14 protein-coding genes and 2 riboswitches are annotated in these 18,360 nt (G+C 67.5%); of the genes, 5 read left to right on the forward strand and 9 right to left on the reverse strand.

Annotation, left to right across the window (positions count from 1 at the left end):
• The first annotated feature begins 157 nt into the window (after window positions 1-157).
• Window positions 158-1,552: a pectin acetylesterase-family hydrolase gene (locus ACOAPY_RS01095; protein WP_465156896.1), complete on the forward strand. Its 1,395-nt coding sequence runs from the start codon at window positions 158-160 to the stop codon at window positions 1,550-1,552.
• A 51-nt stretch (window positions 1,553-1,603) separates the two neighbouring features.
• Here the strand turns inward: ACOAPY_RS01095 and ACOAPY_RS01100 are convergent, their stop codons facing one another.
• The 6 genes from ACOAPY_RS01100 to uvrD form a co-directional block, all read right to left on the reverse strand.
• Window positions 1,604-2,248 carry a hypothetical protein gene (locus ACOAPY_RS01100; RefSeq protein WP_465154726.1) on the reverse strand — a complete coding sequence of 215 codons (645 nt, stop codon included), beginning with the start codon at window positions 2,246-2,248 and terminating at the stop codon, window positions 1,604-1,606.
• A gap of 66 nt (window positions 2,249-2,314) precedes the next feature.
• Window positions 2,315-2,722: an SMI1/KNR4 family protein gene (locus tag ACOAPY_RS01105; RefSeq protein ID WP_465154727.1), complete on the reverse strand. Its 408-nt coding sequence runs from the start codon at window positions 2,720-2,722 to the stop codon at window positions 2,315-2,317.
• Window positions 2,723-3,007: 285 nt separating this feature from the next.
• Window positions 3,008-4,996, reverse strand: a complete 1,989-nt coding sequence (locus tag ACOAPY_RS01110) for a PhoX family protein (protein ID WP_465154728.1) — start codon at window positions 4,994-4,996, stop codon at window positions 3,008-3,010.
• 181 nt (window positions 4,997-5,177) lie between these two features.
• Window positions 5,178-6,032: a Tim44 domain-containing protein gene (locus ACOAPY_RS01115; RefSeq protein WP_465154729.1), complete on the reverse strand. Its 855-nt coding sequence runs from the start codon at window positions 6,030-6,032 to the stop codon at window positions 5,178-5,180.
• An 85-nt stretch (window positions 6,033-6,117) separates the two neighbouring features.
• Entirely contained in the window at window positions 6,118-6,696 is a 579-nt protein-coding gene (locus ACOAPY_RS01120; protein WP_465154730.1) for a TetR/AcrR family transcriptional regulator, read from the reverse strand.
• A 66-nt stretch (window positions 6,697-6,762) separates the two neighbouring features.
• Window positions 6,763-8,964 carry a DNA helicase II gene (gene uvrD, locus ACOAPY_RS01125; protein ID WP_076581833.1) on the reverse strand — a complete coding sequence of 734 codons (2,202 nt, stop codon included), beginning with the start codon at window positions 8,962-8,964 and terminating at the stop codon, window positions 6,763-6,765.
• Window positions 8,965-9,149: 185 nt separating this feature from the next.
• On the opposite strand from uvrD, the gene ACOAPY_RS01130 reads away from it, so the two are divergent.
• Window positions 9,150-12,029 carry a putative bifunctional diguanylate cyclase/phosphodiesterase gene (locus ACOAPY_RS01130; RefSeq protein WP_465154732.1) on the forward strand — a complete coding sequence of 960 codons (2,880 nt, stop codon included), beginning with the start codon at window positions 9,150-9,152 and terminating at the stop codon, window positions 12,027-12,029.
• Here the strand turns inward: ACOAPY_RS01130 and ACOAPY_RS01135 are convergent, their stop codons facing one another.
• The 3 genes from ACOAPY_RS01135 to zwf all read right to left on the reverse strand — a co-directional run bounded on the left by ACOAPY_RS01135 (window position 12,030) and on the right by zwf (window position 15,801).
• Window positions 12,030-12,650: a trimeric intracellular cation channel family protein gene (locus ACOAPY_RS01135; RefSeq protein ID WP_076581839.1), complete on the reverse strand. Its 621-nt coding sequence runs from the start codon at window positions 12,648-12,650 to the stop codon at window positions 12,030-12,032.
• A 20-nt stretch (window positions 12,651-12,670) separates the two neighbouring features.
• Window positions 12,671-12,768: riboswitch (glycine riboswitch) on the reverse strand.
• Window positions 12,769-12,859: riboswitch (glycine riboswitch) on the reverse strand.
• Between the two features lie 21 nt (window positions 12,860-12,880).
• A complete protein-coding gene (trhP, locus tag ACOAPY_RS01140; protein ID WP_465154733.1) occupies window positions 12,881-14,197 on the reverse strand; it encodes a prephenate-dependent tRNA uridine(34) hydroxylase TrhP in 1,317 nt (438 codons plus the stop codon).
• A 113-nt stretch (window positions 14,198-14,310) separates the two neighbouring features.
• The gene (zwf, locus tag ACOAPY_RS01145; protein ID WP_465154734.1) at window positions 14,311-15,801 is read right to left on the reverse strand and encodes a glucose-6-phosphate dehydrogenase; all 1,491 of its coding nucleotides are present in this window, start codon (window positions 15,799-15,801) and stop codon (window positions 14,311-14,313) included.
• A 100-nt stretch (window positions 15,802-15,901) separates the two neighbouring features.
• Between zwf and hexR the strand changes: the two genes are divergently transcribed.
• The 3 genes from hexR to ACOAPY_RS01160 all read left to right on the forward strand — a co-directional run bounded on the left by hexR (window position 15,902) and on the right by ACOAPY_RS01160 (window position 18,169).
• Window positions 15,902-16,768 (forward strand): transcriptional regulator HexR, encoded by an 867-nt coding sequence (gene hexR / locus ACOAPY_RS01150; RefSeq protein ID WP_061902765.1) that lies wholly within the window; start codon window positions 15,902-15,904, stop codon window positions 16,766-16,768.
• Window positions 16,769-16,855: 87 nt separating this feature from the next.
• On the forward strand, window positions 16,856-17,056 hold the full coding sequence (locus ACOAPY_RS01155; RefSeq protein WP_465154735.1) for a PA3496 family putative envelope integrity protein: 201 nt from the start codon (window positions 16,856-16,858) through the stop codon (window positions 17,054-17,056).
• 105 nt (window positions 17,057-17,161) lie between these two features.
• Window positions 17,162-18,169 (forward strand): Ldh family oxidoreductase, encoded by a 1,008-nt coding sequence (locus ACOAPY_RS01160; RefSeq protein ID WP_465154736.1) that lies wholly within the window; start codon window positions 17,162-17,164, stop codon window positions 18,167-18,169.
• Window positions 18,170-18,360 lie beyond the last annotated feature (191 nt).

An 18,360-nucleotide genomic window follows, 5' to 3' on the forward strand; every position in this document is an offset into this window, starting at 1 on the left:
GGCGCACTATCTCGAATCAATATAAGGCCTCGTCTGGTCTTCCCGGCGTCCTGTACTAGCGTGCCTCTTGTGCCCTGATTCCATGACGGGATCGCTACCGGGTATGGATGTCTCCGGCTGTGGCCCCATGCCCCGACAAGAACAACAAGACGAGGACATGCCGATGAAGTCTGCCTTGCTGGCCAGCTGCGTCTCCGCCGCGGCCCTGCTGATCACAACTCCCGCGCACGCCGAACTGGGCGATTACAGTGCCTGGAAAACCCTGGTCAACCTGGTGTCGCCACCGCGGGCGGACAACAAGGTCACCGCCGAACAGGGCCTCGGCCCCTATCCGCTGCTGAACAACCCGGGCGGTTTCAACGCCGGCTTCAAGCCCGGCAACTACTACGGCTGGCAAACCGTGCAGCTGGCGCCGCAGACCGGCGCGGTATGCGGCAACGGCTCGCCCTACAAGTTCTTCGTCAACCGCGTGCCGAACACCAGCAACACCATCATCTACCTGGAGGGCGGGGGCGCCTGCTGGGACTACGCCAGCTGCACCGGGCAGACCGGCATCCGCGGGGCGCGCAACCCCGATGGCATTCCCGACGACTATATGAGCCTGCTCAACCCCGGCGCCAGCCTGGTCAGCCCGCTGGTGGTGCGCCTGCATCCCTGGACGCGGACCAAGACGCAGAACTGGAACATGGTCTACGTGCCCTACTGCACCGGCGACATCTACTCCGGCGACAAGGTGGCCATCTACGAAGACCCACAGAACCAGAAGCCGCCGCTGGTGTGGCACCACAACGGCCTGCGCAACACCCGCGCGGTGGTCGCCTGGCTGAAGAACAACCTGCAGCGCCCGGCCCAACTGCTCACCACCGGTTGCAGCGCCGGCGGCGCCGGCAGCCTCACCAACTACGTGGGTATCCGCCAGGACATGGCGCCGAGCCGCGGCTTTCTGCTCAACGACTCCGGCCCGGTGTTCAGCGCGCCACCCGGCAGCGACATCGGCCAGTACCCGTCGCTGCCGCTGCAGAACCATATCCGCAGCACCTGGGGGCTCGACGCCGGGCCGGTGCCCTACCTGCAGAGCCGTCTGCCGGGGCTTAATGGCAACGACCTGGGCACCCTGTATGCGGCACTGTCGAGCAACCTGCCGGGGGATCGTCTGGGCCACACCCACTTCTGGCAGGACCTCAACTACTCGTCCTACTCCTACGAGCGCTTCCACCCGGACATCATCAATGCGCCGGATGCGGCCACCAAGGAGGCGCTGATCCACGCCAAGTGGGCAGTGGACAGCGAGCGCCTGCGCGGCCAGCTGGCCAACCTAAGCAACTTCGGTGGTTACTTCCCGCAGTACCGGGCGGTGAACGAGAGCCACTGCACCAGCATCATCGAGTTCGCCAACTCGGATATCCAGGAGCAGAACCTGGAGCTGGACAACTTCGTCAACAACCTGCTGAACGGCAGCGGTGCGGTGCTGGCCGCTTCGGAAAGCAGTGATGCGGCGGACAAGGCCAAGCCGTTCAACCTGCTGTACTACATCCTCGACCAGTTGTTGTAAGCGGCGGGCGGCGCGGCGGAACGGGGGCGGCAGGCCCTCGTTCCCGGCGCCTTACTGGTAGGCCTGCTCGCGCGCCTCCTGCAGGCGCTGGCGCAGGTACTGGTCGCGGCTCAGGCCGTCGGGAATGCTGTCCAGCGCCATCACTTCATCGACGATGCGCTTCTCCTCGGACTTGTAGCGGCTGAAGCGAGCGTCGGGAGCCTTCGCCTGCGCCTCGCGCGCGGCGCTGAGTGCCTGGTAGCGGGCCAGCAGCGCATCGGCACGGGCCTTCTGCGCGGCCTCGTCGCCACCTTCGGCCTGGACCAGCCCTACCTGCATCAGCAGCGCCTCACTCAGCGCCAGCTCACCGGCCGCCTCGCGCCGGTCGATCTCCTTGGCCAGGGCGGCGGCACGCTTACGGCGCTCCTCCTCGCTCAGTTCGGCGGCGCTCTTGATAAAGATCTGGTAATCACCGGCAAACGTCAGGCGGGCCTGGTAGTCCAGCACCTCGGGCCGCTGCAGCAACTCGGCGCGCTTGATGTCGTCGGCCAGGCTGCCGGCGATCTGCGCATCGGTGCCCCCTGGCAGCGGCGCATCGGCGGTGGCGGTCAGCGCTGCGGGTTCCTCGCTCGGACCGGCCAGGCCCAGCCAGAGGCCGCCGCCGATCGCCAGGCCGGCGAGAGCGGTAAGGGGTAGCCAGCGGCTGATCTTGGCCATGTCGGGGCTCCGCAAGGTTGGTGCCTGCCAGTTAAGCCCAGCGCCTGCCAGGCTGCCAGCGGCGCTTCAGCTCTCCAGCCAGACGTCGCGGCACCAGTGCCAGACCGAGTCCCAGCTCTCGTCGGTGAGTTCGCCTTCTTCACCGTCCCACAGCCACACGGTGCCTTCCACGTCCACCGCGTAGTAGTCGCGACCGTCCTGGCACAGCGGCACCAGGTCGCGCGGCAGGCCACGGTCCCAGGCCACTGAGGCGACTTCCGGCAGGTAGGTGTGCGAGTGCGGGTCGCTGGCGGTGACCGGCTCCAGGCGGCCGTACACCACGTCGCTGACCTTGAGCAGGTATTCGCGCAGCTCGAAGGGCAGGTGAATAAGGATCTGCTCCTGGATTTCCACCAGGGTTTCCTCGTCCGGCAGCTCCAGCGGCACCGGCACCGGCTCGTTGAGTTCGCGCAACTGATCGATGACTTCTTCCACGGGACGTCTCCTGCAAGCGGTTTCGGCTAGAGGGTAGCCGATCGGAGGCGCGTTTTACCCTGTGCGGGCGCTGAGCGGAAGAGGCTCGTGGCGGATCTCCCCTCTCCCACGGATGGGAGAGGGGAGGAGGCAGAACCTAGCCCGGATGCAATCCGGGAGAACCGGCGGCTCGGTCCCCGGATTGCATCCGGGCTACGCGAGGCGATCTGTTCGCGTGTGGCGGTTGCCATCTCCCCGGCCCCGCTCATGGGAAAGGGGCGGGAGCGACATCCAGCGGCTTGGGCCTTACATCAGGCGCTTGCCATCCTCGCGGGTGATCACCACGGTGGCCGAGCGCGGGCGCCGGCCGGGGCCGTCCGGCCAGCTGCTGAGCAGGTTGCTGGCGGTGGAGCCTTCGCCCGGGTGCTGGATGTTGACGAACAGGGTGCGGAAGTCCGGCGTGGCGCTGATGCCGGTGACTTCGGCGCCGATCGGGCCGGTGAGGAAGCGCTTGACCTCGCCGCTGCGCGGGTCGGCCACCAGCATCTGGTTGTGGCCGAAGGGGCCGCTGGCCAGCTGGCTGCCGCTCATGTCGGTCTGGATCCACAGGCGCCCGTCCGGGTCGAACCACAGGCCGTCCGGGCTGGCCAGGATGCTCGCATCGTTCAGCGCCGCGCCGTTCGGACCGCGGCTGTCGCCCTGCGGGCCGGCGAGCAGGAAGATGTCCCAGTTGAAGCGTTTGCCGGCGTGGTCGCGACGGTCCTCGCGCCAGCGGATGATGTGTCCGTAGGGGTTGGCCGCGCGCGGGTTGGCCGCATCGGCGACGGTACGCGAGCTGTTGTTGGTGAGGGTGAAATAGACCTCGCCGTTGTCCGGGTTGACCGCGCCCCACTCGGGGCGGTCCATCTTGGTGGCACCGACGATGTCGGCCGCCAGGCGGGTATTGATCAGCACTTCACCCTGGTCGGCAAAGCTCACCCCGGCGGCGGCGCAGGCGGTCTGGAAGGCCTGGTCCTTGAGGTCCAGGGCCAGCCAGTCGCCCGTGCCGTCGGCGTTGAAGCGGGCCACGTAGAGGGTGCCCTCGTCGAGCAGGCGACCGGGCTGGCGCAGCAGCGGCAGGTATTTACCACGGCTGACGTACTTGTAGATGTACTCGTTCTGCGAATCGTCGCCGGAGTAGCACACCAGCGGCCGGCCGGCCTGCACCGGGGCGAAGATCAGGCCCTCGTGGGCAAAGCGGCCGAGGGCGCTGTGTTTGACCGGGGTGGAATCCGGGTTGAAGGGATCGATCTCGACGATCCAGCCGAAGTGGTTGGGTTCGTTGCGGTAGTCACCGCTGGCATCGGCAGCCTTGCGGGTGGCATCGAAGCGCTGGAATTCGTCGCCGGGCAGGGTATCCCAGCCGAAGCGGCTGGTGCTGCGCAGGCCATAGCGCTTCAGTTCGCGCGGCAGGTCGGCGTCGCGGCTGGCGAAGTAGCCGGCCCAGTTCTCCTCGCAGGTCAGGTAGGTGCCCCAGGGCGTGTAGCCGTTGGCGCAGTTGTTCTGCGTGCCACGGGTGGCGGTGCCGTTGGGGCTGTGCAGGGTCTTGAGCAGGGCATGGCCGCGCGCCGGACCAACCATCTGCATCGGCGTGGCGGCGGTGATGCGGCGGTTGTAGCGGCCGGGCACCACCTGCCAGTCGCCGAATCGGTCGCGGCGGACCTCGACGATGGTCACGCCGTGGGCGTTGATTTCCTTGCGCACTTCCTCGGCCGAGGTGCGCAGGCCGTTCAGTGTGGTCGGGCCGTTGGGGTGCAGCAGCGGCGCGTCGATGTACTCGTTGTTGAACACCAGCAGGCCGTGGTTGGAGCGGCGCCCGCCACCGTGACGGCCGTCGATGGGGAAGAAGTGCATGCCGTCATGGTGCATGCCGACCTGCTCGGCCTGGTCCTGGGCGCTGTTGCTGGCGTCCTCGAGGAAGGCCGGGAAGCGCCCGCTGATCGGCGTGCCCCAGGGCACGAAGACGCTGGCGCGGTAGCCGGCCGGCACCGTGATGCCGTCGGCGCGGCTCACCGGCACGGCATCGAAGGGCAGCCGATTGCGCTTGCGCAACGGCATGGCGGCGCTCTGTTCGGCCGCCTCGACCGCCTGCGGCAGCACGCCGAGGAAGCCCAGCGCGCCGAGGGCGGCACCGCCGGCGAGGATCTGCCGGCGGCGCTGGTCGATCAGCTCGCTCATGTGCGGGTTGGCGCAATGGTTGCTGGGGAGTTCATCGCCGCTGCCAAACAGCACGGCGTTCTGTTCATCAAGGCTCATCGTTCGGGTCCCTTCTGCGGAGGAGTGGCGACGGAGCCATGACGCTAGCGAGGGAAAGCGACGGGACGATGACGCTTGTGTGGCGAAACGATGGGCTGCGAGAGGGTTCACGCTTTGGCCTGGCATCTGCCAGGCAGAAAAAACCCGGGCCAGGCCCGGGTCTTTCGTGAAGCTCGAGGGATCAGCCGTTCTGGCGGATACCAGCGACCAGCCAGGGCTGGTTTTCGCCGTTGACCCGCTCCATGCGCCAGCTTTCGCTGAAGGACTCGCCCTGGTCGAAGCGCGAGGTCTTGGCCACGCCACGGAAGGTCAGGGTGGCGACCGTCTTGTCGGCCAGCTCGTCGATGCCGTCCAGCTGTACGCTGAGATCATCGATATAGGTCGACTGGTAGGCGTCGCCCAGGCTGGCGCGCTCTTCCTTGAGGAAGCTGAGCATCTGCGGGGTGACGAACTCGGCGATCTTGTCCATCTCGGCCGCGTCCCAGTGCTGCTGCAGGGCCAGGAAGTGGGTACGACCGGCTTCGATGAAGCGCTGCTCGTCGAACCAGGCCGGCGCATTGATGGTCGTTGCCGCGCTCGTACTGGCGCCACCGAAGATCGGTGCCTGCTGCGGCATCTGCCGCTGCATGCCGCCGGCCATGGCCGGCTGGGCCTGCGCCTGGCGACGCATGGCGAACAGTTTGAAGATGACGAAGGCGATCAGGCCCAGCAGGAGGATGTCGAGGAACTGGATGCCCTCGAAGCCATCGCCCATGAACATCGCGGCGAGCAGGCCACCGGCGGCGATGCCGGCCAGCGGGCCGAGCCAGCGCGAGGCGCCGCTGGCCGCAGGGGCCGCGCGACCGGCAGCCGCGGTGGCGGCAGTACCGGCCGCCGCCGGCTGGGCGACGCTGGTGGGCGCATCGGCCTGGCGAGTCTGGTGGGTCGGCGCGGAGCCGAAGGATTTACCGCCGCCCATGCGCTTGCCGGCGCTGGCGTCGAGGCTGAGGGTCAGGCCCAGGCACAGGGCCAGGGCGATGCTGAGGAAGCGCTGCATGTGGGGTAATCCCGCTGAGGTTGTGGTTCACGCGTGATGCTGCCGCAGTGCGGTGAACCTGGCCAGCCGCAGAATGTTTCCGGATTTATGCGCGCAGCAGCCAGGCCAGTGGAGTGGCCCGCAGCTGGCGGCGCAACAGGGCACGCACGTCGGCGTCGGCGACCTCGGAATGGCGCAGCCAGTGCACGAAAGTCCGCAGGAACGCGGCGCTGAGCAGGCTCTCCTCGGCCACCCGCGCCAGGTGCAGGTTGTGCCGCTGTGCCGCCTCGCGCCACCACTGCACGGTGCGGCTGACCCGTAGCAAGGCGCCGACCTGCAGGTGCACATGGCCGGGCTCCAGCTTGTAGAGCAGCATCTGCCCGGTCAGTGCGCGGTGCGCGGCGATGCCGCCGAACCAGGCCATCAGCAGTTCCTCCAGGCGCTTGTCGGGCGCCAGCACGGCCAGGTCGGCGCCCTTGGCCCGCTCGAACAGCGCCGCGTCGGCGCGATCCAGCCAGGCCTCGACCAGATCGTCCTTCTGTCGGTAATGCCGGGCGATGGCCGCCAGGTCGCACTTCAGCGCCGTTGCCACGTCATGCAGATAAAGACGTTCCCAGCCGCAGCTTTCGGCCAGGTCGAGGGCGGTATCGAGAATCGTGTCGGCGGATGGCGTCGAGCGGGGCATGCGGATTACCTCCGCTCGACAGTATGGTCAGCCAGCCCGGCCGGGGGCGCCGGGCTGACGGGCGGGCTAGAGCGCTTCCAGCTTGGCGTAGGCCAGCATCAGCCACTTGCTGCCTTCGCTGGCGAAGTTGACCTGCACCCGCGCCTGGGCGCCGCTGCCCTCGAAGTTGAGGATCACGCCTTCTCCGAACAGCGCATGGCGCACCGGCTGGCCGAGGCTGAAGGGGGTTTCCGGCACCTGGCTGCCGGCGAACATCGAGCCACCGCTCATGCTGCGGCTGGGCGCTGCGTAGGGGCGGCTGACGCTGTTGCTCAGGCGTACTTCCTGGATCAGCGCCGGCGGAATCTCGCGGACGAAGCGCGAGACCTTGTTGTAGGTCTCGTTGCCGTACAGGCGGCGGGTCTCGGCGTAGGTCAGCACCAGCTGCTGCATGGCGCGGGTCACGCCGACATAGGCCAGGCGGCGCTCTTCCTCGAGGCGGCCGGGCTCTTCCAGGCTCATCTTGTGCGGGAACAGGCCCTCTTCCATGCCGACCAGGAACACCAGGGGGAACTCCAGGCCCTTGGCGCTGTGCAGGGTCATCAGCTGCACGCAGTCCTCGTGTTCCTCGGCCTGGGTATCGCCGGCTTCCAGCGAGGCGTGGGTGAGGAAGGCGGCCAGCGGGCTCATCTCCTCTTCCTCGTTCTCGAAGTTGCGCGCGGCGCTGACCAGTTCCTCCAGGTTTTCCACCCGCGCCTGGGCCTTCTCGCCTTTCTCGGCCTGGTGCCAGGCGATCAGCCCGCTCTGCTCGATGACGGTCTGGGTCATCAGGTGCAGCGGCATGTCCAGCACCTTGGCGGCGAGGTTCTCGATCAGCTCGATGAAACCGCTCAGCGCCCCGGCGGCGCGGCCGGGCAGGGCCTTGTTGGCGATCAGCTGCTGCATCGCCGCCCACATCGACAGGTCGCTGTGGCGGGCGTGCTCGCGGATGGCCTCGACGGTCTTCTCGCCGACGCCACGGGTCGGCACGTTGATCACCCGCTCCAGCGCGGCGTCGTTGTGGCGGCCGTCGAGCAGGCGCAGGTAGGCCACCGCGTTCTTGATCTCGGCGCGCTCGAAGAAGCGCTGGCCGCCGTAGATGCGGTAGGGAATCTTCTCGCGCAGCAGGGCCTCTTCCAGCACCCGCGACTGGGCGTTGGAGCGGTAGAGGATGGCGATCTCGCTGCGCTTCAAGCCGTCCTTGCGCAGCGCCGCCTCGATCGACTCGACCACGTAGCGCGCCTCGTCGTGCTCGTTGAAGGCGGCGTACAGGCTGATCGGCTCGCCATCGCTGCCGTCGGTCCACAGCTCCTTGCCGAGGCGCCCGTTGTTATTGGCGATCAGCGCGTTGGCGGCCTTGAGAATGCCGGCGGTGGAGCGGTAGTTCTGCTCCAGGCGTATCAGCTGGGTGTCAGGGAAGTCACTGCTGAACTGCTGGATGTTCTCGATCTTGGCGCCGCGCCAGCCATAGATCGACTGGTCGTCGTCGCCGACCACCATCAGGCTCTCGCCACCCTTGGCGAGGAAGCGCAGCCAGGCGTACTGCACGGCGTTGGTGTCCTGGAACTCGTCGACCAGGATATGGCGGAAGCGCTTCTGGTAGTGCGCCAGCAGGTCGGGCTTGTCGCGCCACAGATCCAGCGCGCGCAGCAGCAGCTCGGCGAAGTCGATCACCCCGGTGCGCGCGCAGGCGTCTTCATAGGCCTGGTAGATCTTCAGCATGGTGGCGAGGAACAGGTCGCCGCCGGGCTGGATATTTTTCGGCCGCAGGCCCTCGTCCTTCTGCCCGTTGATGAACCACTGGGCCTGCTTGGCCGGCCAGCGCTGTTCGTCCAGGCCCAGCTCGCGGATCACCCGCTTGACCAGGCGCTGCTGGTCATCGGAGTCGAGGATCTGGAAGTTCTCGCTGAGCCCGGCTTCCTGCCAGTGCGCGCGCAGGATGCGGTGGGCCAGGCCGTGGAAGGTGCCAACCCACATGCCGGCCGGACTCTGGCCGAGCATCTGCTCGATACGCTGGCGCATCTCGGCCGCCGCCTTGTTGGTGAAGGTCACCGACAGGATCGAGTAGGGCGAGGCGCCGAGGAACTGGATCAGGAAGGCGATGCGGTGCACCAGCACGCGGGTCTTGCCCGAGCCGGCACCGGCCAGCACCAGCTGGCGGCCCAGCGGGGCGGCCACGGCTTGGCATTGCGCATCGTTGAGGGAGGCGAGGAGCAGTTCAGGGTCGAGAAGGGCGGGATCTTTATGCATCGCGGCATTCTACGGGCCTGCCGGGGGCGCGGCAAAGCGCGGGCAGACGGGCTGGGCGCATGAGTGAACAAATGTTCGCCATTCATCGCGATGCGCTGCTAAAAAGCCATCATCAGGCTTGGGCGGCCGCTCTAGCTCGGGTATGCTCGGGGAAAGTCGGGCATCCCATTACAAGAATATCGCCTATGACACAGTCACTTCGGGGGGCCTCCACTGGCACGGTGGGGGAGGAGTCGCGTGCGCTTCATCAGCAGTTCGCCACCGAGATCGCGGTGGAGCGAACGCGTTTGCTTTATCAGGGTTCCCAGGTTCCCACCCTGTTCATGCTCCTCAGCGGTCTGACCTGCGCGGCGCTGCTCTGGCAGCCGCAGCCCAGTCTGCTGCTGGCCGGCTGGCTGGTATGGCTGGTGCTGCTGGCGGTGCTGCGGCTGATCCAGATGACGGCGTTCAAGGCGGCGCTGCCGTCGCGCCAGGCCAACCCGCACTGGCGCCGGGTGTTTCTGCTTGGCGCCGGGCTGTCCGGCCTGACCCTGGCCTTCGCCGCCATCTTCCTGGTCCCGGCCGAGCGCTTCCTGTTGCAGGCGCTGGTCTATGGCCTGATCGCCGCGGCCATCCTCTCCGCCAGCGTGGCCTATGCCATCAGCCGTTCGGCCTTCCTGGTGTTCGCGCTGCCCTGCCTGTTGCCCACCGTGGCCTACCTGTTGCTCAGCGACAACCCGATCCAGCAGGGCTGGGGCGTGCTGGGGCTGATCCTGCTGCTGAGCCTGTGCGTGGTCGCCTGGCAGGTCAACCGCCTGATCCAGCGCAGCCTGTTGCGGCGCTTCCAGAACCAGGCACTGATCGAGAGCCTGGAGCACGCTCGCGAGAGCGCCGAGGGCCTCAATCAGGAGCTGGCGCGCGAGGTCGAGCAGCGCCGCCGTGCCGAGCGCGAGCTGCGCCAGGCCCACGGCGAGCTGGAGATCCGCGTGGCCCAGCGCACCCTGGAGCTGGACGACGCCAGCCATGCCCTGGGCAAGAGCGAGGAGCGCCTGGCCCTGGCGCTGGAGGCCAGCGAGCTGGGCCTGTGGGACTGGAACCTGGAGACCGACGAGGTTCATCACAGCCACCTGGAGAGCATCTTTGGCATCAGCCAGGAAGAGGTGAAGGGTGTGCTCAGCCACCTCAAGCCGCGCCTGCACCCGGATGATCTGCCGCTGCTGCGCCGCGCCCTGGTCGAGCACCTCAAGGGGCGTACCGACGGCTACTGCGTGGAATACCGTGTGCGCCATGCCGACGGGCGCTGGCGCTGGGTCGAGGACCGTGGCCGCGCGGTGGAACGCAACGCCCAGGGCCAGGTGCTGCGCATGCTTGGCACGCGCCGCGACATCACCGCGCGCAAGCTGGTGGACGAGCAGCAGCGCCTCGCCGCCACGGTGTTCGAGGCCTGTGGCGAGGGTATCGTCATCCTCGATGCCGACTACCTGATCCTTTCGGTCAACCAGGCCTTCAGCGACGTCACCGGCTATCGCAAGGACGAAGTGCTCGGGCGCAGCGTGGCCACCCTGATCAGCAGCCGCGAGACGCTTCGCCAGTACCAGCTCATCCGCGAGCAGCTGGAACTGCATGGCAGCTGGCGCGGCGAGCTGGTGGAAACACGCAAGAATGGCGAGCTTTACCCGCAGTGGCTGCAGCTCAACGCGGTGCAGGATAGCCGTGGCCAGGTCAGCCACATCGTCGGCTTCTTCTCCGACCTGTCGCAGCGCCGGCAGACCGAGGAGCGCCTGCGTTACCTGTCGCACTATGACGAACTCACCGGCCTGGCCAATCGCAGCCTGTTCCGCGAACGCCTGCACACGGCCTGCGAGCTGGCCCGGCACAGCGAAACGCAGATGGCCCTGCTGCACATCGATCTGGACCGCTTCAAGCTGCTCAACGACAGCCTCGGCCATGAAGTGGCCGACCAGCTGCTGCGGCAGATGGCCCGGCGCCTCAACCAGAGCGTGCCGGAGGCGCACACGGTGGCGCGTCTGGCCGGCGATGAGTTCGCCATCCTCCTCGACGACTACGGCAGCCTCTCGGCCCTGGCGCGCACGGCCAGCCGTCTGCTGGCCAAGCTGCGCACGCCGATGGATGTGGCTGGTCACGAGCTGGTGGTGAGCGCCTCGATCGGTATCAGCCTGCTGCCGGACAATGCCCGCGAGCTGGCCGTCCTGCTCAGCCAGGCGGACATGGCCAAGCAGCACGCCAAGCACCTGGGCGGCAACACCTTCCAGTTCTATACCGACAACCTGCAGGCCTGCACCCTGGAGCGTTTGCAGCTGGAGAACCAGCTGCGCAAGGCCATCGAGGAGCACCAGCTGGAGGTGTTCTACCAGCCCAAGCTGTGCCTGCTCGACGACAGCCTCAATGCCGCCGAAGCGCTGGTACGCTGGCGCCACCCGGAGCTGGGTCTGGTGCCGCCCAGCGACTTCATTCCGCTGGCCGAGGAAACCGGGCTGATCGGCCCGATCGGCGAGTTCGTCCTGCGCCAGGCCTGCCGCCAGGCCCGCGAGTGGCAGCGCCAGGGGCTGGCCGACCTGCGGGTGTCGGTCAACCTGTCGGTGCACCAGCTGCGCCAGGGCAACCTGGTCGGCCTGGTGCGCCAGGTGCTCGACGAGAGCGACCTGCCGTCACGCCTGCTGGAGCTGGAACTGACCGAGAGCCACCTGCTGGACAACGTGGAGAACGTCATCACCACCTTCCAGCAGCTGCGCGATCTGGGGGTGAAGCTGGCGATCGACGACTTCGGTACCGGCTACTCCTCGCTCAGCTACCTCAAGCGCTTCCCGGTGGACTACGTGAAGATCGACCAGACCTTCGTCCGCGACCTGGCTGCCGGCGGCGAGGATGCGGCGATCACCCGCGCCATCATCGCCATGGCCCACGGCCTGGAGCTCAAGGTGGTGGCCGAGGGTGTCGAGACCCAGGCGCAGATGGATTTCCTCAAGCTGCAGCGCTGCGACGAGATCCAGGGCTACCTGGTCAGCCCACCAGTGCCGGCCGAGCAGTTCGCCGAGCTGCTGCGGGCGCAGGCGGAGATGTGCTGATCAGCCGTTCCAGCGCCCCGGCGCATAGGAGAACACCGGCAGCGACCAGTGCCAGCGGATCGCCGCCAGGCGCAGGGCCAGCCCGGCGGTGAACGAGGCGAGCAGGTTGAGGTCCTCGTCGACGCCCAGGTGGCGCAGGCTCAGGTAGAGCAGGGCCACCAGCAGCGACACGCTGGCGTACAGCTCGTGGCGCAGTACCTGCGGCAGGCGGTTGCACAGGATGTCGCGCAGGATGCCGCCGAAGATGCCGGTGATCACACCGGCCATCACCACCACCGGCAGCGGATAACCCAGTTTCAGGGCGACGTCACAGCCGATCACGGTAAAGGCGATCAGGCCCATGGCATCGAGCAGCAGGAACAGCTGGCGCAGGTGGTGCATGAAGCGCGCGATCAGCATGGTGAACAGGCCGGCGCCGATGGTCAGGTAGATGTAGCCGGGGTGCTGGGTCCAGCCCACCGGGAAGTTGCCCAGCAGGATGTCGCGCACGGTGCCGCCGCCGAGGGCGGTGATGAAGGCGATGAGGGCGACGCCGAACAGGTCCATGTTGCGTTTGCCGGCGGCAAGTGCCCCGGACATGGCTTCGGCGGTGATGGCGATCAGATAGACGTAGAGCAGCACACAGAATTCCTGCGTCAGGTGCCTCTCCCCCTGTCCCCTGTACCTGAGAGTTTGCGCGGCGTGGCCGCTTGCCCCTTCGGTGGGTCGCTCTGGGCGACCGCTCTCCAGACGGCTATATCGGAATCTCGCAGTGCTGGGCCTGAGCGATCATGGGAGTTTGCGCCTTCGGCGGAGGCGCCAAGGGCGCCTCGCTCTCCTGCGAGGGCGCGCAGTATAGGGGCGTGCCCGGCTTAGGCCAACTGGCGCAGCAGCAGGGCATGCTCCAGGGCGACCTCCGCTGGCAGCGGCAGGTAGACGATATGACCGTCGCCCGGCGCCAGCTCGGTACGCTCGCCGCAGGCCTTCTCCAGGGCAGACAGGCTGAACTGCAGGTTGCCGCGCGGGGTCATCAGCTCCAGCTGGTCGCCGACGGCGAAGCGGTTCTTCACCCGCACTTCGGCCAGCTCGCCACGGCGCGCGCCGGTGAATTCGCCGACGAACTGCTGGCGTTCGGACAGCGAATTGCCGCGTTCGTAGTTCTGGTATTCGTCGTGCACGTGGCGGCGCAGGAAGCCCTCGGTGTAGCCGCGGTTGGCCAGTGATTCCAGGTCGTCCATCAGGCGCAGGTCGAACGGGCGGCCGGCGACGGCGTCGTCGATGGCGCGGCGATACACCTGGGCGGTGCGCGCCACGTAGAAGTGGCTCTTGGTGCGGCCCTCGATCTTCAGCGAATGCACGCCCATGCGCGTCAGCCGCTCGACGTGCTGCAGGGCGCGCAGGTCCTTGGAGTTCATGATGTAGGTGCCGTGCTCGTCCTCGAAGGCCTCCATCAACTCGCCGGGGCGGCTCTCGTCTTCCAGCAGGAACAGGCGCTCGGTCGTGGGGCCCTCGCCGAGGGTCGGCTGGCAGCCGCGCACGATAGCGCCCAGCTCATTCTCCCGGCCCTCATGGGCCTGGTACTGCCAGCGGCAGGCGTTGGTGCAGGTACCCTGGTTGGGGTCGCGCTTGTTGATGTAGCCGGACAGCAGGCAGCGCCCGGAATAGGCCATGCACAGCGCGCCGTGGACGAACACCTCCAGTTCCATGTCCGGCACCTGCTGGCGGATCTCCTCGATCTCCTCCAGCGCCAGCTCGCGGGACAGAATCACCCGGGAGAGCCCCTGGCGGCGCCAGAACTCCACGCTGGCCCAGTTCACCGCATTGGCCTGCACCGACAGGTGCACCGGCATCTGCGGGAAATGCTCGCGTACCAGCATGATCAGGCCGGGGTCGGACATGATCAGCGCATCCGGCCCCATCGCCACCACCGGCTCCAGGTCCTTGAGAAAGGTCTTCAGCTTGGCGTTGTGCGGCGCGATGTTGACCACCACGTAGAAGCGCTTGCCCTGGGCATGCGCCTCGGCGATGCCGATAGCCAGGTTGGCGTGATCGAACTCGTTATTGCGCACCCGCAGGCTGTAGCGCGGCTGCCCGGCATACACGGCATCGGCGCCATAGGCGAAGGCATGGCGCATGGCCTTGAGGGTGCCGGCGGGGGAGAGGAGTTCGGGGGCGTGAAGTGGCAACATAAGAGCGAAGTCTTGGCAGAAAAGCGCGAACTCTGCCTTGCTCGCGCGCTGACTGCATTGATCTGGCTCAGCAGTACTGTTGTCACCAAATGAGGGCGAAAGCGCTTACCTGCTTAGTCTTCCCACTCGCGCCCGGCCAGCTCCAGCAGGGTGTTGGCCTGTTCCGGGCCGTTGCGGCCGGCGGGGTAGGGGCGCGGGTCCTGGTAGTTGTCCTGCCAGCCCTTGAGGATGGGGTCGATCCAGGCCCAGGCTGCCTCGACTTCGTCGCGGCGCATAAACAGCGTCGAATCGCCTTCGATCACGTCCAGCAGCAGGCGCTCGTAGGCATCCCAGCGGCGCTTCTGCGGGAACACCTGGGCCAGGTTGAGGTCCAGCTCGATGGGGGTCAGCTGCATGCCCTTGCCTGGGCTCTTGCCCATCAGCTGCAGGGTGATGCGTTCCTCCGGCTGCAGGCTGATGACCAGGCGGTTGGCCTGGCTGCCTTCGAACAGGCGGTGCGGCACCGGCTTGAACTGGATGACGATCTCCGAGCACTTTTTCGCCATGCGCTTGCCGGTGCGCAGGTAGAAGGGCACGCCGGCCCAACGCCAGTTGTCGATCTCGGCCTGAATGGCGACGAAGGTTTCGGTATCGCTGTCGTTGTCGACATGTTTCTCGAAGTAGTACGCCGGCACTTCCTGCCCGCCGATCTTCCCGGCGACGTACTGGCCGCGCACCGTCTTGTCGTGCACGTCGAGGCCGGCGATGGGTTTGAGCGCTTCGAGGATCTTCACCTTTTCATTGCGCACCGACTCGGCGTCGAAGCGCACCGGCGCTTCCATGGCGACCAGGCAGAGCAGCTGCAGCAGGTGGTTCTGCACCATGTCGCGCATGGCGCCGGCCTTGTCGTAGTAGGCGCCGCGATTTTCCACGCCGAGCGTCTCGTTGACGCTGATCTGCACGTGGTCGATGTGCCCGGCACGCCAGATCGGCTCGAACAGGGCATTGGCGAAGCGCAGTGCCATCAGGTTCTGCACCGTCTCCTTGCCCAGGTAGTGGTCGATGCGGAACACCTGCGGCTCGCTGAACACCGCGCCGATGGCGGCGTTGATCTCGCGGGCCGACTCCAGCGAGCGGCCGATCGGCTTCTCCAGCACGATGCGCGTATCGCTGCCGGCCAGCCCGGCGATGGCCAGGTGTTCGGCGATGGCTTCGAACAGGTCCGGCGCGGTGGCCAGGTAGTAGATGCGCCCGCGGTCGCAGGCATGGGTGCCGAGGAACCGGGCCAGGCGGCCGAATTCGGCGCTCTGCGACAGGTCCATGGCCAGGTAGTCCAGGCGCGCGGCAAAGCTGGCCCAGGTGTCGTTGTCGAAGTCGCTGCGTGCTACCTGGGCGCGGCAGCGGCGTTCGGCCAGGGCCTGGTACTCGGCACGGTTCAGCACATTGCGTGCCGCCGCGAGGATGCGCATATCGGCTGGCAGGCGGCCGTCGCGATGCAGGTGGTAGAGCGCCGGCAGCAGCTTGTGCAGGGCCAGGTCACCGGTGCCGCCGAATACCAGCATGTCACAAGGGCTATTCAACGGTAGGCCTCCGGCCGGGTTTGCCTGTGCGGTTCGGGCGCTCATGTAGTATAACTACAAGCACGCTACAGCCGATCATAACAGGCTGGGCGAAACCGCCGCGAGCCGGCGCCTTGGTCATCGAGACGACAACAGAGCCCTGCCCGTGAATCTTCTGCAGCACATCGCCCAGTCCCGTCACCTGCTCCGCAAGTCCGAACTGAAGGTCGCCGATCACGTCCTGCAGGACCCGTCCGCAGTGATGCACAGCTCCATGGCCGACCTGGCCCAGGAAGTCGGCATCAGCGAGCCGACCATCGTGCGCTTCTGCCGGGCCATCGGCTGCAGCGGTTTCCAGGATCTCAAGCTGAAGCTGGCGCAGAGCCTGGCGGCCGGTGCCAGCTTCGGCCAGTTCGCCATCCACGAGGACGACTCGGTGGCGGACTTCAGCCTGAAGATCTTCGACACCACCCTGCACACCCTGATGGAGGTGCGCGAGCGCCTCGATCCGCAGGCCCTGCAGCGCGCCATCAATGCCATCGCCCATGCCCAGCGCATCGAGTTCTACGGCTTCGGCGCCTCCGGCGCGGTGGCCGCCGACGCCCAGCACAAGTTCTTCCGCCTGCTGCTGACCGCCGCTGCCTATTCGGACCCGCACATGCAGGCGATGAGCGCGGTGACGCTCAAGCCCACCGATGTGGCCATCTGCATCTCCCAGTCCGGCCGTTCCAAGGACCTGCTGATCACCGCCAACCTGGTGCGCGAGTCCGGCGCCACCCTGATCACCTTGTGCCCGAGCCAGACCCCGCTGGCCGACCTGGCCACCGTCAACCTGGCCATCGATGTGCAGGAAGATACCGAGATCTACACGCCGCTGACCTCGCGCATCGCCCACCTGGTGGTGATCGACGTGCTGGCCATGGGCGTGGCCATGGCCCGCGGCCCGGACCTGGTCAACCACCTCAAGAGCGTCAAACGCAGCCTGCGCAGTCTGCGCCTGTCGCCCAAGTCGGTGCGCAGCGCCGAGGACTAGCGTCACGCAAGATTCATCGACGCGCCGCCAAAGCGTCACGCCCCCGCGCGCATGCTGGGCTCCCGTTATCGGACTAGGAGCCCCGCGATGAGCCTGCATCACGCCGAACCCGTTCACGACAGCAAGACCCGCCGCAAGCTGGAAGACCAGCGTCGCATGGCCTTCCGCCGCGCCATCGAGGAATACGCCGAGCAGCGCCGCCTGCAGCGCGAGCTCCACGACTATCCCGATCTGCTCCCCACCGGCTTCCTGCTCGAACGCGCCACGCCCCGTCGCCAGGCGGCCTGAGCCCTGCCAGCGGTATGCCGAATTCGGCATGCCGCGCGTGCAAAGCGATCAAGCCTTGGCGGCCGCGACGGGCCACTGTAACGGGCAGACTGCCAGGAGCCCGTTATGACCCGACTGACCCTTACCGAGGCCCATGAGCTGGCCGCCGCCATCCTGCGTCATGCTGGTTTCAGCGAGGCCTTCGCCCAGGCCATCGCCGCCACCGTGACCGCCGGCGAGCGCGACGGCTGCAAGTCGCACGGTCTGTGGCGCCTGCTCGGCATCGTGCACACGCTCAAGGCTGGCAAGGCGGTGGCCGATGCCGAGCCCGAGGTGATCGACCAGGCGCCGTCGCTGGTGCGGGTCGATGCCCATGGCGGCTTCTCCCAGTTGGCCTTCGCCGCCGGTCTGCCGCTGCTGGCGGACAAGGCCCGGCACAACGGCATCGCCGCCATGGCGATCAACCGCTGCGTGCACTTCTCCGCGCTGTGGGTCGAGATGGAGGCGCTGACCGAGCTGGGCCTGGTGGCGCTGGCCTGCAACCCGACTCAGGCCTACGTGGCGCCGGCCGGTGGCAGCCGCCCGCTGTTCGGCACCAACCCCGTCGCCTTCGGCTGGCCGCGCGCCGGTGGTCATCCCTTCGTTTTCGACTTCGCCACCAGTGCCATCGCCCGTGGCGAGATCGAGCTGCACCGACGTTCCGGTGCGCCGCTGCCGCCGGGCTGGGGCGTCGACCGCCACGGCCAGCCGAGCAGCGAGGCCGCCGAAGTACTCGACCACGGCGCCATGCTGACCTTCGGCGGGCACAAGGGCTCGGCCCTGTCGACGATGATCGAGCTGATCGCCGGGCCGCTGATCGGCGATCTCACCAGCCTCGAATCCGGCGCCTTCGACGGTGGCGCCAACGCGCTGCCATACCACGGCGAGCTGATCATCGCCCTCGACCCGCAGCGCTTCCTCGGCGCGCAGGCCGACCAGCACCTGGCCCGCGCCGAGGCGCTGTTCGAAGCGATCCAGAGCCAGGGCGCGCGGCTGCCGTCGCAGCGCCGTTACGAGGCACGTGCCAGGAGCCTGGTCGAGGGCGTGGAGCTCGACGATGGTCTGTACCGCGATCTGCGCGCGCTATTGGCGTAACGGACAGTAGCCCGGATGAAGTCCGGGAGGCAGGCGACTCCGCTCCCGGATGCCATCCGGGCCACAGGGCTGGCAGCTCCGCGTCCCCTCACCCCGGCCCTCTCCCGGAGGGAGAGGGGACTTTCCCATAGGCAAAAAAAGCCCCGGCGAACCGGGGCTGAGGGAGAGAAGCGCTGGTGGCTGAGCCGACA

The sequence above is a fragment of the Pseudomonas stagnisoli genome, from assembly GCF_048595745.1.
GTDB classification, from domain to species: Bacteria; Pseudomonadota; Gammaproteobacteria; order Pseudomonadales; family Pseudomonadaceae; genus Aquipseudomonas; species Aquipseudomonas alcaligenes_A.